This is a genomic window from Caldimonas hydrothermalis (assembly GCF_056746695.1).
Genome location: NZ_JBWQXA010000013.1, coordinates 1 through 14,832, shown reverse-complemented (window position 1 = coordinate 14,832; position 14,832 = coordinate 1). Strand labels below are relative to the sequence as shown.

Genomic DNA, 14,832 nt, shown 5'->3' with positions numbered 1-14,832 from the left:
CTCAGACCGGCTCCAGCTCGGCCACCAGGGGCAGGTGATCGGACATGCGCGCCCAGGACGTGCCGCGTGGCACGAAGGTGGATACGCAGCGCAGGCCACGGGTATAGACACGATCCAGGGCAAACACCGGCACGCGCGACGGGAAGGTCAGCGGCCGCCGGCCCTCGGAGTCGCCCGCACGCTGCAGGCCAAGCTCCGACATCGCCGGGTTGAGCTTCTCACCCCAGTCGTTGAAATCGCCGGCCACCACCAGCCAGGCGTCGTGCGGAACATGCCGTTCGATGAACTCGGCCAGCCGCTCCACCTGGCGCATCCGGCTGGCATGGATGAGTCCGAAATGCGCCACCACCGCATGCAGCTCCCCCCCCTGCCACTGTACGGGCACGTGCAGCAGCCCGCGCTGCTCGAAACGGTGATCGGACACGTCGTGGTGTCCGACATCGCCGATGGGCCAGCGCGACAGCAGCGCGTTGCCATGCTCGCCGTCGCGCGTGACCGCGTTCGTGCGGTAGGCAGCCACATAGCCCTCGGGCGCCAGAAAGTCGGCCTGCGACTGCTCGGGCCAGCCGAACCAGGTGCGCTCGAAGCGCCGGGCATCACGTCGGTGGAAGCGGCGCACCTCCTGCAGAAAGACGAGGTCGGCATCCAGCGCCTCGACACCCAGGCCGAGGTTGTGAATCTCCAGCCGCTTGAGCGGCCCCACGCCCCGCACCCCCTTGTGGATGTTGTAGGTGGCCACCCGCAGCCGCCGGCCCTCGGTGCCCGAGGCCGCCGGGAGCTGGCTGGACTGCAGGGGGTTCATGCCTGCCCCCCATCACCCTGGAGCGCAAACCGCGGCAGCATCAGCACGGCTTCCGCGTTCGAGGGCGAGAAGCAGCGGTCGGCCGCCTCCCGCCAGGGCAGCCAGGCGTACTGCAAGTGCTCCCGGGGGGCCAGGCGGACGGGAATATCGCGCGGCACCCGCAGCCCGAAGACATGCTCGGTATTGTGTGTCACGCCGGGCGCGTAACGGTGACGCCAGACCGGATAGATCTCGTAGACGTTGCGCAGCCCCCAATCGACCAGATGGGCCAGCGGCACGGCCGGCCCGCCGATCTCGATGCCGGTCTCCTCGGCCACTTCCCGGATGCAGGTCTGCACCAGAGGCTCGTCGGGCCGGTCCTTCGAGCCGGTGACGCTCTGCCAATAGCCGGGACGGTCGGCCCGCTCGATCAGCAGCACCTCCAGCGCCGGACTGTGGATGACCACGAGGACGGACTCCGGGATCTTCGGCGGGCGTTCACTCACGGCGGCAACTCCTGTCACAGCGGGGATTTTGGATCATCCGCCACCTGCGGCATCCCGGATGCATCCCGAAAGCAACAAGGGGTGGCTGTGGCCACCCCTTGGAGCACGGGACCACCCGAACGTTCAACCGCCTGCGGACGGTTGGGGGTTGCGCAGGCGGATGTGCAGCTCGCGCAATTGCTTCTCGTCCACGTACGACGGCGCACCGGTCAGCAGGCACTGGGCCCGCTGGGTCTTGGGGAAGGCGATGACGTCGCGGATCGACTCGGCCTTGGCCATCAGGGTCACCAGGCGGTCCAGGCCGAAGGCCAGGCCGCCGTGGGGAGGCGCGCCGTACTGCAGGGCATCGAGCAGGAAGCCGAACTTCTGGCGGGCCTCCTCCGGCCCGATCTTCAGCGCGTTGAACACCTTGCGCTGCACCTCGGCGCGGTGGATGCGCACCGACCCGCCGCCCAGCTCCCAGCCGTTGAGCACCATGTCGTAGGCCTTGGCGATGCACTTCTCCGGCGCGGTGTCCATCCAGTCCTCATGGCCGTCCTTCGGCGCGGTGAAGGGATGGTGCACCGCGTTCCAGCGCTGTTCGTCCTCGTCGAACTCGAACATCGGGAAGTCCACCACCCACAGCGGCGCCCAACGGTCCTCGAACAGGCCGCTCTTCCTGCCGAACTCGCTGTGCCCGATCTTCACGCGCAACGCGCCGATGGCATCGTTCACCACCTTGGCCTTGTCGGCCCCGAAGAAGATCAGGTCGCCGTTGCGCGCGCCGGTGCGCGCCAGGATCTCGCCGATCGCGCCGTCGTGCAGGTTCTTGACGATGGGCGACTGCAGGCCGTCGCGGCCCTTGCCCACGTCGTTGACCTTGATCCAGGCCAGGCCCTTGGCGCCGTAGATCTTGACGTACTCGGTGTAGGCATCGATCTCGCTGCGGCTCATCTCGCCACCGCCGGGAATGCGCAGCGCCACCACCCGCCCGCCCACGCTGTTGGCCGGGCCGGAAAAGACCTTGAACTCGACGTCCTTCATCACGTCGGTGAGCTCGGTGAACTCGAGCTTGACGCGCAGGTCGGGCTTGTCCGAGCCGTAGCGGTGCATCGCCTCGGCATACTTCATGACCGGATAGACCGGCAGTTCCACGCCCATCACGTTGCGGAAGACCGTGCGGATCATGCCCTCGAACATGCCGCGGATCTCCTCCTCGGTGAGAAAGGAGGTCTCGATGTCGATCTGGGTGAACTCGGGCTGGCGGTCGGCGCGCAGGTCCTCGTCGCGGAAGCACTTGGTGATCTGGTAGTAACGGTCGAAGCCAGCCACCATCAGCAACTGCTTGAAGAGCTGGGGAGACTGCGGCAGCGCGAAGAACATGCCGTCGTGCACCCGGCTGGGCACCAGGTAGTCGCGCGCGCCCTCGGGCGTGCTCTTGGTGAGCATGGGCGTCTCGACGTCGATGAAGCCGTTGGCGTCCAGGAACTTGCGCACCTCCATCGCCACCTTGTAGCGCAGCATCAGGTTCTTCTGCATGTAGGGGCGGCGCAGGTCCAGCACCCGGTGCGTGAGACGCGTGGTCTCCGAGAGGTTCTCGTCGTCGATCTGGAAGGGCGGGGTCACGCTGGGGTTGAGCACCTCCAGCTCCAGGCACAGCACCTCGACCTTGCCGCTGGTGAGGTTGGCGTTTTCGGTGCCGGCCGGACGCGCGCGCACCTTGCCCACCACCTTCAGGCAGAACTCGTTGCGCACGCCTTCGGCGATCTTGAACATCTCGGGGCGATCGGGGTCGCACACCACCTGGACCAGGCCCTCGCGGTCGCGCAAGTCGATGAAGATGACGCCGCCGTGATCCCGGCGACGATGGGCCCAGCCCATCAGGGTCACGGTCTGGCCCATCAGCGCTTCGCTGACGAGGCCGCAGTAGGTGGTTCTCATGCAATCACTCCGATTCGGGGAGGGGCGCCAGGGAGCAGCACCCAAGGGCCGATCAGCCCTGGAGGCGCCGGGCCGTGCACGGCCCGGCCGGGAAATCCATCAATGACAGGCGCAAGAGCCGCCGCAGGGCGTCGAGGCCGCGCCGGCAGGGGCCGCCGCACCGGAGGACGAATCGCCGGCCCCCGAAGCCGAGGCCGTGGCCGCCGAAGCGGCACCGGCAGAGGCCGAGGCGCCGGCAGCACCCGATGCCCCCCCGCGGAAGTCGGTCACGTACCAGCCCGAGCCCTTGAGCTGGAAACCGGCGGCGGTGACCTGCTTGCGGAAGGTTTCGGCGCCGCACCGCGGACAGTGCGTCAGCACGGGATCGGAAATCTTCTGGAGCACGTCCTGCCCATGCCCGCAGGACTCGCACTTGTAAGCATAGATGGGCATAACCGACACCAAGAGGGGAACGCAAAACCCGAAATTATAGGCGGGCTGCCAGGGTTCAAGTCCGCCCGCCGGGACGGCAGTCCTCGGCGGGCAGACCTCGCCGGCCCAAACCGCCCATCGCGCCAGGGAGGCACGTTTCCTGCATTGGTGCCCCGAGAAGCCACCCCTATAATCCGCGCGCACCGCCCTCCCCCCCTCGCCGCGAAAGGATGTCCCGATGCTGCTGACCCTCGTGTTCGTCTACCTGGCACTGTCGATCGCCATCGGTTTGTACGCTTCGCGGCAGGTCCACAGTGCGCGCGACTACATCACCGCCAGCCGCCACCTGCCCTTCCCGGTCGTGATGGCCATGGTGTTCGCCACTTGGTTCGGGGCCGAAACCGTCCTGGGCATCTCGGCCACCTTCCTGGACGAAGGCTTCCGCGGCCTGATCTCCGACCCGCTGGGCGCCTCGCTGTGCCTGGTGCTGTTCGGCCTGATCTTCGCCCGCCCGCTGTACCGGATGAACCTGCTCACCCTGGGCGACTATTTCCGCGTGCGCTACAGCCGTCCGGTCGAGCTGGCGGTATCGGTGTGCATCGTGCTGTCCTACCTGGGTTGGGTGGCCGCGCAGATCACCGCCCTGGGGCTGGTCTTCAACGTGCTTTCGGCCGATGCCATCTCGATGAACGAGGGCATGCTGATCGGCATGGGCGTGGTGCTGCTCTACACCGTGTTCGGCGGCATGTGGTCGGTGGCGGTGACCACCTTCGTGCAGATGATTGTCATCGTCGTGGGCCTGTTGCTGGTCAGCGGTGAAGCCGCCCATCAAGCCGGCGGCGTGGCCACCGTGATCGCCAAGGCCGCAGCCGACGGCAAGTTCGAGTGGCTGCCCAGTCTGGATGCGGTGGACATCCTGGGCTGGACCGCTGCGCTGCTGACGATGGCGCTGGGCTCCATCCCCCAGCAGGACGTGTTCCAACGCGTCAACTCCTCCAAGAACGAGTTCGTCGCTGTCTGGAGCACGGCGCTGGGCGGCGTGGCTTATTTCTTTTTCGCCTCGGTGCCCTTGTTCCTGGCCTACAGCGCCCACCTGATCGACCCGGCCCTGGTCACCCGGCTGATGGAAGTGGACTCCCAGCTCGTGCTGCCCACGCTGGTGGTCGAACGCATGCCGTTCTGGCTGCAGGTGGTGTTCTTCGGTGCGCTGCTGTCGGTGATCATGAGCACGGCCTCGGGCACGCTGCTGGCCCCGGCCGTGACCTTCGCCGAGAACGTGCTGCGCCCCTACATGAAGGGCCAGAGCGACCAGCAGTTCCTGAACATGACCCGCGTGATCGTCGCTTGCTTTGCAGTGCTCGTCACGACCTATGCCGTGGCCACCGATGCCACTATCCATACGATGGTCGAGAACGCCTACCGCGTCACGCTGGCCGGCGCCTTCGTGCCCCTGGCCTTCGGCCTGTTCTGGAAGCGGGCCAACAACCGCGGTGCGGTGCTGGCCCTGGTGCTCGGTCTGGGCACCTGGCTGGTGCTGGAGGTCTTGGGCATCGACGAGCCGGTCGAGCCCCAGCTCTTCGGTCTGCTGGCCAGCGCGGTGGGCATGATCATCGGCGGCCTGACGGGGCCGGCCACGCGGCCCCAGGCCGTCGCCCAGGGCGCTTGAGCCGCGCTGCCGACACCCGGCGCAGCGGCTCCTACCACCAGGGCCGTGCCCGGGTCAGGGCCTGCATCGCCAGCAGGCCCAGCGTGAATCCGATGCCGCCATACAAAATGGCCTGGAGCAGGCGATTGGTGCGGCGCTGTTCCTTGATCAGCCGCTGCAGTTCCTGCCGGTGCAGCGCCGGCGGATGCTGCAGGGCATGGTGCAGCAGCCGCGGCAGCTCGGGCAGCAGCTTGGCATAGCGCGGCGCCTCCTTCTGCAGCCGCGCCCACAGCCCCCGCCACCCCACCTGTTCGTGCATCCAGCGCTCCAGGAAGGGCTTGGCCGTGCTCCACAGGTCCAGATCGGGATCGAGCTGGCGGCCCAGGCCTTCCACGTTGAGCAAGGTCTTTTGCAGCAACACGAGCTGCGGCTGGATCTCAACGTTAAAGCGCCTCGAGGTTTGGAACAGACGCATCAGCACCTGGCCGAGCGAGATGTCCTTCAGCGGCTTGTCGAAGTGCGGTTCGCAGCAGGCCCGGATGGCCCCCTCTAGCTCGTCCACCCGGGTGTCGGGCGGCACCCAGCCGCTTTCCAGGTGGAGCTCGGCCACGCGCTTGTAGTCGCGCCGGAAGAAGGCGATGAAGTTCTGCGCCAGGTACTCCTTGTCGAACTCGGTGAGCGTGCCGATGATCCCGAAGTCCAGCGCAATGTAGCGGCCAAAGCTGGCCGGATCGACACTGACCTGGATGTTGCCCGGGTGCATGTCGGCGTGGAAGAAGCCATCGCGGAACACCTGCGTGAAGAAGATCGTCACGCCGTCGCGGGCGAGCTTGCGGATGTCCACCCCCGCCTCGCGCAGGCGCTGCACCTGGCTGATCGGGATGCCGCGCATACGCTCCATCACGATGACCTGCTCGGCGCACAGGTCCCAGACCATCTCGGGCACGATGACGAGGTTCAGGCCCTCCATGTTGCGCCGCAACTGCGTGGCGTTGGCCGCCTCGCGCACAAGGTCCAGCTCGTCGTGCAGGTATTTGTCGAACTCGGCCACCACCTCGCGCGGCTTGAGGCGTTTGCCATCGGGCCACAGCCGTTCGACCCAGGCGGCCAGGATGCGCAGCAGGCCCAGGTCCTCCTCGATGACCTTGAGCATGCCCGGGCGCAACACCTTGACGGCCACCTCGCGGCCGTCGCGCAAAGTGGCAAAGTGGACCTGGGCGATCGAGGCGCTGGCCACCGGCTCGCGATCGAAGTCGGCAAACAGTGCCTGCAGCGGCCGACCGAAGGACGCCTCGATCGTGCGCACCGCCTGGTCTGCAGGAAAGGGCGGCACGCGGTCCTGCAGCCGGGCCAGCTCGTCGGCCACCTCGGTGGGCAGCAGGTCGCGCCGGGTGGACAGGACCTGTCCGAACTTGACGAAGATGGGGCCCAGACGCTCGAGCGCCTCGCGCAGCCGCTGGCCAGCCGGACGTCCGAACCGGCGGCCCACCCCCAGCACCCGGGCCAGCAGGCGCACCGCAGGCTGCGGCGCCTCGCGCAGCACGATCTGGTCCAGGCCGAAACGCCAGACCGTGTAGAGGATGACCGTCAGTCGCAGCAGGCGTTTCATCCGGGTTGCCCGGGCCGGCCCGTCGCTGCGCCCATGCGGGCTGCCAGGGGAGCCATGGCCCTCAAGGCCGCCTGCACCCCGCCCCCCAGGGCACGCAGCACCGCCGCGGCCTGGCGGGCAGCGGCATCGCCCATCAGGCGCGACAGATCCTCTTCCGGATCCCAGCGCAGGTGCTCCATCAGCCAGGCCAGGGTCGTGGCCAGTTCGGCATCACCTTGCAGGCTCACCGACGAGCGGTCACCCGAGAGCAGTTCGGCGGCCAGCCGCACCGGATTGGATGCGTCCACCACCAGCTCCAGGGCACCGGCGTCGTCGATCGGCGCCTCCACGCGCTCCAGCAGCCCGGCAGGCGTGATCTCCCAGCAGGCCGATGGCGGGGGCGGTAACCAGGACGGCCAGCCGCTCAAGCTCAGGCGCACACGCCGGCCCGCCTGGGGAACCAGCCGGCGCATGGCCATGGGCTCGGAGGCCAGCAAGTGGTTCAGCGCCAGCGTGACGCGATCCAGCACGGCCGGACCGAGCAGTTGGAGAAGGGGTTCGAGCATGGCCGCGATTGTAGGTGGGCCGTCCTCCCCCCGGCCGGGGTGATCTTCGCCTCGGGCCCTTCTGGAACAATGCGCGCTTCAACGGCCCAAAGAGTCCTCCATGCCTCGCATCTTGCTGACCGGTGCCACCGGCTACATCGGCTCCCACACCTGGCTGGCCCTGCACGCCGCCGGCCACGAGGTCGTCGGCCTCGACAACTTCGCCAACAGTTCGCCCGCCGTCCTCGATCGGTTGGCCGAGCTCACCGGCACCGCGCCCGTCTTCGTACAGGCCGATGTCTGCGATACCGCAGCCCTGGACGACGTGTTCGGGCGCCACGCGATCGATGCCGTCGTGCATTTTGCGGCCCACAAGGCCGTGGGCGAATCGGTGCAGCGCCCCCTGGCCTACTACCGCAACAACCTCGGCGGCCTCCTGAGCGTGGCCCAGGCCATGCAGGACCACGGGGTCTTCCGCCTGGTCTTCAGTTCATCGGCCACCGTCTACGGGCAGCCCGAGCGTCTGCCCATCACCGAAGACGCCCCGCTGGCCACGACCAACCCCTACGGCACCACCAAACTGATGGGCGAGCGCCTGCTCGACGAGCTGCGACGCTGCGACCCGCGCTGGCAGATCGCCAGCTTGCGCTATTTCAACCCGGTGGGCGCCCACGAGAGCGGCCGCATCGGCGAGGATCCCCGCGGCACACCGAACAACCTGATGCCCTATGTGTGCCAGGTGGCGGTGGGCGTGCGCCCGGAACTGCAGGTGTTTGGCGGCGACTACGACACCCCTGACGGCACCGGCGTGCGCGACTACATCCATGTGATGGATCTGGCCGAGGGCCACGTGGCTTCGCTGCGCTATCTGCTCGAAACCGGCCAGTCCCACACGGTGAACCTCGGCACCGGCCAGGGCTACAGCGTGTTGCAGGTGATCCGCGCCTTCGAACAGGCCAGCGGGCGCTCGATCCCCTATCGCATCGTCGAGCGCCGCCCGGGCGATGTGGCGGCCTGCTACGCCGACCCGGCGCAGGCACGGCGGCTGCTCGGGTGGACCGCGCGGCGCGACCTGGCCGCCATGTGTGCCGACGCCTGGCGCTGGCAGAGCACGCATCCCCGCGGCTTCGCCGGCTGAATGAACCCGCTGTTTCGGCCGTCCGTGGCGGCCTTGTGACAGCCTGGCGCGCAGTCACCCCCCAGGCACGGGATGTGACAAATGCACGCCCTGCCGGACACTTCCCGACACACTTCAAGGGGAAGGTTCCATGAAAACGCTGATGGTCGTGGTCGCGCTTGGGCTGCCGATCGGGGCTGCCGCCGTCGACCGCGGCCTCGTGGACCGCCCGGCCGGCGACGCGCCCGCCGACACGGCCCTGACGGCGACCGCCTCGCCGCCGCAGGCAGCGCCGAGGGCGATGGCGCCCGCCCGCGACGCTGTAGTGTCCAACCCGCTTTCGGCCCCCCAGGTTCGATCAACGAACGACGGGGGTGGCGTGTGGTCGGGCCTCCAGGCGGTGCCCATGCGTGCAGCGCTGACCGAGCCCGTCCAGACGGCCTCGGGATCGTCACGTCCGCCCGAACGTCTGCCGCGATCGGGCACCCAGTGGTATGCGCTCATCGCCGCCGGGGTGGCCGCCGTGGGCTTCATGGCCAGTCGCCGCACGCGCGGCTGAGACCCGCAACGATCTGCTCTCCCCCAGTGCGGCCACCCCAGGGTGGCCGCACTGCCTTGGACAGCACCCAGGAAAGGTCGCTCCCCTCCCCTCATTCACGGGCCCCGTCCAAGACGTCCCCCCCCAGATCACGTGGGTCGCCGGCAAAGGCTTCCGGCCCACAATCCAACGAGATCCGCCCCCGTGTGTCCGCGAGCCGCTGGGCTCGCCGGCGCCGTCGCGTCGGACACCAGGCCGGATCCCTGCGCTGCCGCCCCATGCCCTGAAACCTTGCATGTTCGACGACCGCAACAGCCACAAACGCACCTTCTTCGGCGCCCCGCAGTCCATCACCTCGATGGTGGCCGCGCTGCTGGAGCCCGGCCTCATGGTGGCGTCGCTCCTGCTGGCCTATGCCTGGTTCGATCAACCCGTGGGGCGCCCTGAACTCGTCCTGAGCCTGCTGGTGTTCGCGCTGGCCTTTCCCGGGCGCGACCGCTTCCGAGACAACCTTCTGGCCGCCGCCACCGACATCGCGCTGAGCTGGTTCACGCTGATGGTCATCTTCGGCCTGCTCGGCTACGCCACCAGCAGCTTTGGCCTGTTCGACACGCGCGCCCTGCTGCTGTGGGCTCTGGCCACCCCGGTGCTGCAATGGCTGGCGGTGTGGGCCGGGGCCCACATCGTGAACCACCACGCGAACCTGCCCCGCTCGCGGCGCAGCGCCGTCGTGGTGGGCGCGGGCCCGCTGGGCGAGAAGGTGTCGCGCGCGCTGGCCGAACGGCGCAACCGCGGCATCGACTTCCTCGGCTACTTCGACGACCGCACCGACGACCGGCTGCACGAAGGCGCCGCGCCGCACCGCTTGGGCATGCTGCGCGATGTGGGCGCCTATGTGTCGGCCCACGGCGTGCGCGATGTCTACATCACACTGCCCCTGGGGTCGCAGCCGCGCATCGTCCGGCTCCTCGAGCAGCTCCAGGGCACGACGGCCAGCCTGTACTACGTGCCCGACGTCTTTGGCATCAGCATCATCCAGGGCCGGTTGCACGACATGGGAGGCGTGCCGGTGGTGGGCATCTGCGAGACCCCTTTCACCGGCACGAACGAGCTCGTCAAGCGCCTGAGCGACATCGTGATGGCCAGCCTCATCCTGGTGGTGATTTCCCCGCTGATGCTGGCGATCGCCCTCGGTGTGAAGCTGAGCTCGCCCGGCCCGGTGATCTTCAAGCAGCGCCGCAACGGTCTAGACGGCGAGGAGATCATCGTCTACAAGTTCCGCTCGATGCGCACCCTGGACGACGGGCCGGTGGTGAAGCAGGCCACCAAGAACGACCCGCGCATCACGCCCTTCGGCGCCTTCTTGCGCAGGACCTCGCTCGACGAACTGCCCCAGTTCATCAACGTGCTGCAAGGCCGCATGAGCATCGTCGGCCCACGCCCCCATGCCGTCGCGCACAACGAACAGTACCGTCGCCTGATCAAGGCCTACATGGTGCGCCACAAGGTGCGCCCAGGCATCACCGGCTGGGCACAGGTCCATGGCTATCGCGGCGAAACCGAGGTGATCGAGAAGATGCAGGCCCGCGTCGAATACGATCTGGAGTACCTGCGCAACTGGTCGCTGGGCTTGGACCTCCAGATCATTGCGCGTACGATCCGCCTGATGCTGTTCGATAGGCATGCGTATTGATGCTGATGCGGATTTCGCAACGGCACCCCACGATCCATCACACAGCCTGAAGGAGCCCCGGTGAGCCCAAGTCCTGTCGCAACAACGTCGGCCCTCCGCAGCCTGCCTCTCGCATCGATCCTGTGGATGCTCAGCCCGGTGGCCCAGGGTCAGCCCACCGAAGGCCCCCCAACGACCGCCACCCGCCCATTCACCCTGAGCGTGAGTCAGGCCTTCACACATGACACCAACCTGTTTCGCAGTCCCAGCGGCACCCCGAGCGAGAGCGATCTGCGGTCCGTGACGGGCTTGGCGGCGGAGTTGAGCCAGCCCATGGGCCGCCAGCGCTTGCATGCCAGCGCTGCCGTTGCGGCCCATCGGTTCCGCGACTTCGACTCCCTCGACCATGTCGCCAGCTCCGCCCACGCCGGCATCGACTGGTCCACGGTGGAGCGGCTGTCCGGCACCCTGCGTTATGCTTACAACCGCAGTCTGGCGGACTACGGAACCGCCGGCGCCCCGCGCATCACCACCCGCAACCTCGAAAGCGCCCAGTTGGCCGAGTTCACGGCCCGCTACGGCATCACCGCTCGTACCGCCTTGCGTGCAGGATTGGAGCACCGCAGGGTGGATTACTCGGCCCAGGCGTTCCGGGATCGCGAGTACCGCCAGGACGTGGTGGCCCTGGGGATCGAGCACGGTGTGGAGCGAGCCCTGCGGCTGGGCGTCGGTGTGCGCCACACGGACGGCCGACGGCCACGCTTCACCGAGGTCTCGCCCGGCGTCTTCCGGGCTGACGACAGCACGCGCCGTGACGTGGACCTCACTGCGGAGTGGACGCCCACGGGACGCAGCACGTTCAACGGCCGCATTAGCCACAGCCGGGAGGACCATTCGGCACCGGAACTTGCCGACTTCTCCGGCATCACCGGGTCCTTGGGGTGGGACTATGCGCTCACCGGCAAGATCCGCATGCGCGCTCAGTTCGACAGGGACACGGGTGCTGAGACACGCTTTGCCGATTTCACGGGGGGGGCCCCCGATTACACGCTGGACAGCAGCCGTGTGACCAATACGGCGCAACTCGGCTTGCGTTACGCCCCGACAGCGAAGATCGAGGTCCAGACCGGGTATCGCCACAGCACGGGCAAGCTCTCGAACACCTCTGGCGAGTCGGGCCGCGACACCACGCGTGCAGTCAACCTGGGCATCCATTACGCCATCAGCCGCTCGTTCGACATCGGCTGCCAATGGCAGCATGAGCGGCGCACCAGCGATACGAGCCTGTCGTCCCCCTACCGGGCAACGGTGACGACGTGCCTGGCCCGGCTGGCCCTGAGGTGAGCGCCGCCGCCCCGGCCATGGATCGCGATGTCCGCGGGCCTGTCTGGATCGTGCATGTCTGGATCATGGCAGTGCTAATGGCATGCATTCATGCACCCCTGACCAAGGCCAATGCTGCATCACCGGTCGACCCGATGAACCGTGTAGACGCCAAAGCGGCCGATGGACACTGGCCCCAGACCCCCCGTTCGTCGGCCCGGATCTTCATCTCAGGGCACAGCCTGACCGACCGCCCCTTGCCAGACCAGCTCGCCGCCATCGCGGACAGCCTGGGGACTCCTGCCCTGTGGGAACGCCAGTACATCGTCGGCTCCTCGATCCGTCGACGCACGCGAGGCGAGGCGGACGATCCCTCGGTTTGGGCCGGCTATCGCGAAGGCTACAACCGCGACGGCGAAGGTCTGGACGTGGTGGCTGAGCTGCGTCGTCCATCCGTGCACCCCGACCGTCCCTACGATGCCTTGCTGATCACCGAACAGCACGGTCTGCTGGGCACGCTGATCTGGAACGACACCGTCCGCCATCTGCGCCACTATCATGAGCGTTTCATTGAGGGCAATCCACGCGGTCAGACCTACTTCTATGAGGCCTGGATCAGCCTGGACGACAAGGACCGGCCCGAGCGCTGGATCGCCTATGAGCGTGCAGCCTCCCCGGTGTGGCAGTGCATCGCCACCCGCATCAACGTGTCCCTGCAAGCCGAAGGGCGCAGCGACCGGATCGTCTCCCTGCCGGCAGGCCGTGCACTGGCTGAACTCGTGGCGCGCGCCCTTCAGCCTTCGGGTTTGCCTGGCCTGGGCGGGCCCAAGGCACGCGATGTGGTGAACCGCCTGATCAAGGACGATGTCCACCTAACCCCTCTGGGCAGCTATTACCTGGCCTTGGTGAGCTACGCCGCCATCTATGAGCGTTCGCCGGTCGGAGCCTGGGCGCCGCCGGGAACCGACCCTGCGCTGGCCTTTGCGCTGCAAAGCTTCGCGTGGGATTTCGTATCGGGCTACTACCGGTCTTATCGACCGATGAGCCTGCAGCAATGCAAGCAATACCTCCAGGATGAATTCATCGGCCTGTACTGGGCCTATGTGCGCGACGCCTACTGGCGCCGAGAAACCCATCTGCTGGCAGCCTATGTCCGCTGGGCCAGGCATCTGCTGACCTGGCGCCATCGTTTGTCGCGCTCGGACGAGCGCAATCCTTTCCACCATGATCCAGCCACCGATGCCAGGCACTGGTGGGCTGCTCCTTCGGAGCGAAGCGAAGCCCCGTCCCGCCAGCCTGGGAGTGCGGCACCTGCGGCAAAAATGTAACCAGTCGTAAGCGACTGCCTCTCTTCGCCCTCGCCGCAGGAAAGCCTCCATCCCAGGGGGAGAGACCCCTCGAATGAGGGGTAGTTCACACTTGACTTTGCCGGTTTCTGCTCACGACTTGTTACGCCGTTACAGGTCCCTTACGGCTGGCCGGGGGACGCCTCGCTACGATCCGCGGCAGCAATCCTTGCCTCTGGTGGAAAGCGCTCAGACGCCGTCTGACAACACCGGGTCGCAGTGCTGACCGCCGAACCAGCTCTTCACGTCGCAACGACGTCACGGTTCGCCGTGCCTCCAGCACTGCCTCAGGGCCCAGTGGTTTCGCCGATACGCGCGACCCGGGGGGATGTTCTCGATTCACTGAAGTAGTGCAATGAAACAATCAAGCAATCAATCGCGGTGGGCCGTCTTGGCACAGACCATGGCGGCCTGTGCGGTGCTGGCTGCTTGCGGTGGCGGATCCGGCAGCAGCGGCACCGATGATGTCCTTCAATCGGCGCCCGTCGATGGGCAAGACGTGCATATCGATGCACAGGGACGCAGCTGGTGGTGGAACGGCAACCGCTGGTTGCAGGGCACCAAGCCCGCCCCCAGTCCCGCTCCCGCACCGGCACCGGCCCCCGGCAGTTGGACCGTGTGCGCTGCCGAGAATCAGTACTGCTCATTCTCCGGCACGGCCCAGGTTCGTTATGGTGCCTCGGGCAGTTACGCTTATGGCACTTTCACCAACGGTGTGAACTGCTCGAACGCCGTGTTTGGGGACCCGATCTTCGGGGTGGCCAAGCAATGCGAGGTCGCCGCCGAGGCGGCCCCGGCCCCGGCTCCGGCTCCGGCTCCGGCTCCCGCTCCGGCTCCCGCTCCGGCTCCCGCTCCCGCTCCGGCTCCGGCTCCGGCTCCGGCTCCGGCTCCGGCTCCGGCTCCGGCTCCGGCTCCCGCTCCGGCTCCGGCTCCGGCTCCGGCTCCGGCGCCTGCACCCGACAACGGACAGACCTCCACTTCGGTGGTGGCGCGTCTGTCGGCCACCCGGACCTCGGGTGTGGCCCCGCTGGCTGTGATGTTCGATGCCACGGCCACGACCTCGTCGCTGTCGGGCGTCGACCCCTACCGTCAAGTCACCTACAGCTTCGATTTCGGTGATGAGCGTGGTGAGCGGTGGTCGATCTCCGGCCTGCCCAAGAACACGCAGATTGGCGGCCCGCTGGCCGCACATGTCTTCGATGTGCCTGGCACCTATACCGTTCGCGTGCGAGCCATCGACAGCACGGGCGCCTCGACCACCGCGTCGATGACGGTGACCGTTCACAATGCGGACTCGGTCTACAGCGGCAACCAGACGGTATGCGTATCGCCGACGGCGAACTATGCGGGGTGCCCGAGCGGGGCGCTGACGCAGACGGGGCTGCCCAGCAGCTACAGCGGCAAGCGCGTGCTGCTGCGCCGTGGCGAGAGCTTCGGCCA

General features: G+C 67.6%; 13 protein-coding genes. 7 read left to right on the top strand and 6 right to left on the bottom strand.

What is annotated here, in order from left to right:
• Window position 1 precedes the first annotated feature (1 nt).
• The 4 genes from AC1ECW_RS14485 to AC1ECW_RS14470 form a co-directional block, all read right to left on the bottom strand.
• Entirely contained in the window at window positions 2–802 is an 801-nt protein-coding gene (locus AC1ECW_RS14485) for an endonuclease/exonuclease/phosphatase family protein (RefSeq protein WP_481202118.1), read from the bottom strand.
• The gene (gene nudB / locus AC1ECW_RS14480; protein ID WP_409705983.1) at window positions 799–1,287 is read right to left on the bottom strand and encodes a dihydroneopterin triphosphate diphosphatase; all 489 of its coding nucleotides are present in this window, start codon (window positions 1,285–1,287) and stop codon (window positions 799–801) included. Before nudB ends, AC1ECW_RS14485 begins: the two co-directional genes overlap by 4 nt.
• 123 nt (window positions 1,288–1,410) lie before the next feature.
• A complete protein-coding gene (aspS, locus tag AC1ECW_RS14475) occupies window positions 1,411–3,207 on the bottom strand; it encodes an aspartate--tRNA ligase (RefSeq protein ID WP_481202117.1) in 1,797 nt (598 codons plus the stop codon).
• Window positions 3,208–3,306: 99 nt separating this feature from the next.
• The gene (locus tag AC1ECW_RS14470; protein ID WP_409705977.1) at window positions 3,307–3,639 is read right to left on the bottom strand and encodes an FmdB family zinc ribbon protein; all 333 of its coding nucleotides are present in this window, start codon (window positions 3,637–3,639) and stop codon (window positions 3,307–3,309) included.
• Window positions 3,640–3,856: 217 nt separating this feature from the next.
• Here AC1ECW_RS14470 and AC1ECW_RS14465 point away from each other — a divergent pair, with 217 nt between their 5' ends.
• Window positions 3,857–5,284, top strand: a complete 1,428-nt coding sequence (locus AC1ECW_RS14465) for a high affinity choline transporter 1 (protein ID WP_409705974.1) — start codon at window positions 3,857–3,859, stop codon at window positions 5,282–5,284.
• Between the two features lie 31 nt (window positions 5,285–5,315).
• Here AC1ECW_RS14465 and ubiB read toward each other — a convergent pair whose 3' ends face one another.
• Both ubiB and AC1ECW_RS14455 read right to left on the bottom strand, forming a co-directional pair.
• Window positions 5,316–6,872 (bottom strand): ubiquinone biosynthesis regulatory protein kinase UbiB, encoded by a 1,557-nt coding sequence (gene ubiB, locus AC1ECW_RS14460; protein ID WP_481202116.1) that lies wholly within the window; start codon window positions 6,870–6,872, stop codon window positions 5,316–5,318.
• Window positions 6,869–7,417 (bottom strand): hypothetical protein, encoded by a 549-nt coding sequence (locus AC1ECW_RS14455; RefSeq protein ID WP_481202115.1) that lies wholly within the window; start codon window positions 7,415–7,417, stop codon window positions 6,869–6,871. Before AC1ECW_RS14455 ends, ubiB begins: the two co-directional genes overlap by 4 nt.
• Window positions 7,418–7,517: 100 nt before the next feature.
• Here AC1ECW_RS14455 and galE point away from each other — a divergent pair, with 100 nt between their 5' ends.
• The 6 genes from galE to AC1ECW_RS14425 all read left to right on the top strand — a co-directional run.
• Window positions 7,518–8,534, top strand: a complete 1,017-nt coding sequence (gene galE / locus AC1ECW_RS14450; protein ID WP_481202114.1) for a UDP-glucose 4-epimerase GalE — start codon at window positions 7,518–7,520, stop codon at window positions 8,532–8,534.
• Between the two features lie 130 nt (window positions 8,535–8,664).
• The gene (locus AC1ECW_RS14445) at window positions 8,665–9,072 is read left to right on the top strand and encodes a hypothetical protein (protein ID WP_481202113.1); all 408 of its coding nucleotides are present in this window, start codon (window positions 8,665–8,667) and stop codon (window positions 9,070–9,072) included.
• A 274-nt stretch (window positions 9,073–9,346) separates the two neighbouring features.
• Window positions 9,347–10,744, top strand: coding sequence for an undecaprenyl-phosphate glucose phosphotransferase (locus tag AC1ECW_RS14440; RefSeq protein ID WP_409705959.1), 1,398 nt, complete (start codon window positions 9,347–9,349; stop codon window positions 10,742–10,744).
• Window positions 10,745–10,945: 201 nt separating this feature from the next.
• Complete coding sequence (locus AC1ECW_RS14435; RefSeq protein ID WP_409705956.1) at window positions 10,946–12,067, top strand: porin family protein; 1,122 nt, start codon at window positions 10,946–10,948, stop codon at window positions 12,065–12,067.
• Between the two features lie 134 nt (window positions 12,068–12,201).
• A complete protein-coding gene (locus AC1ECW_RS14430) occupies window positions 12,202–13,374 on the top strand; it encodes a hypothetical protein (RefSeq protein WP_481202112.1) in 1,173 nt (390 codons plus the stop codon).
• A 1,036-nt stretch (window positions 13,375–14,410) separates the two neighbouring features.
• Window positions 14,411–14,832 (top strand): PKD domain-containing protein (locus AC1ECW_RS14425; protein WP_481202111.1); only part of this gene is annotated, 422 nt, incomplete at its 3' end.

Bases quoted from the DNA above. Each gene is read 5' to 3' on its own strand.
- AC1ECW_RS14470 (WP_409705977.1), bottom strand. From the start codon at position 3,639: ATGCCCATCTATGCTTACAAGTGCGAGTCCTGCGGGCATGGGCAGGAC.
- AC1ECW_RS14455 (WP_481202115.1), bottom strand. From the start codon at position 7,417: ATGCTCGAACCCCTTCTCCAACTGCTCGGTCCGGCCGTGCTGGATCGC.
- aspS (WP_481202117.1), bottom strand. From the start codon at position 3,207: ATGAGAACCACCTACTGCGGCCTCGTCAGCGAAGCGCTGATGGGCCAG.
- AC1ECW_RS14465 (WP_409705974.1), top strand. From the start codon at position 3,857: ATGCTGCTGACCCTCGTGTTCGTCTACCTGGCACTGTCGATCGCCATC.
- ubiB (WP_481202116.1), bottom strand. From the start codon at position 6,872: ATGAAACGCCTGCTGCGACTGACGGTCATCCTCTACACGGTCTGGCGT.
- AC1ECW_RS14430 (WP_481202112.1), top strand. From the start codon at position 12,202: ATGAACCGTGTAGACGCCAAAGCGGCCGATGGACACTGGCCCCAGACC.
- AC1ECW_RS14445 (WP_481202113.1), top strand. From the start codon at position 8,665: ATGAAAACGCTGATGGTCGTGGTCGCGCTTGGGCTGCCGATCGGGGCT.
- galE (WP_481202114.1), top strand. From the start codon at position 7,518: ATGCCTCGCATCTTGCTGACCGGTGCCACCGGCTACATCGGCTCCCAC.
- AC1ECW_RS14485 (WP_481202118.1), bottom strand. From the start codon at position 802: ATGAACCCCCTGCAGTCCAGCCAGCTCCCGGCGGCCTCGGGCACCGAG.
- AC1ECW_RS14440 (WP_409705959.1), top strand. From the start codon at position 9,347: ATGTTCGACGACCGCAACAGCCACAAACGCACCTTCTTCGGCGCCCCG.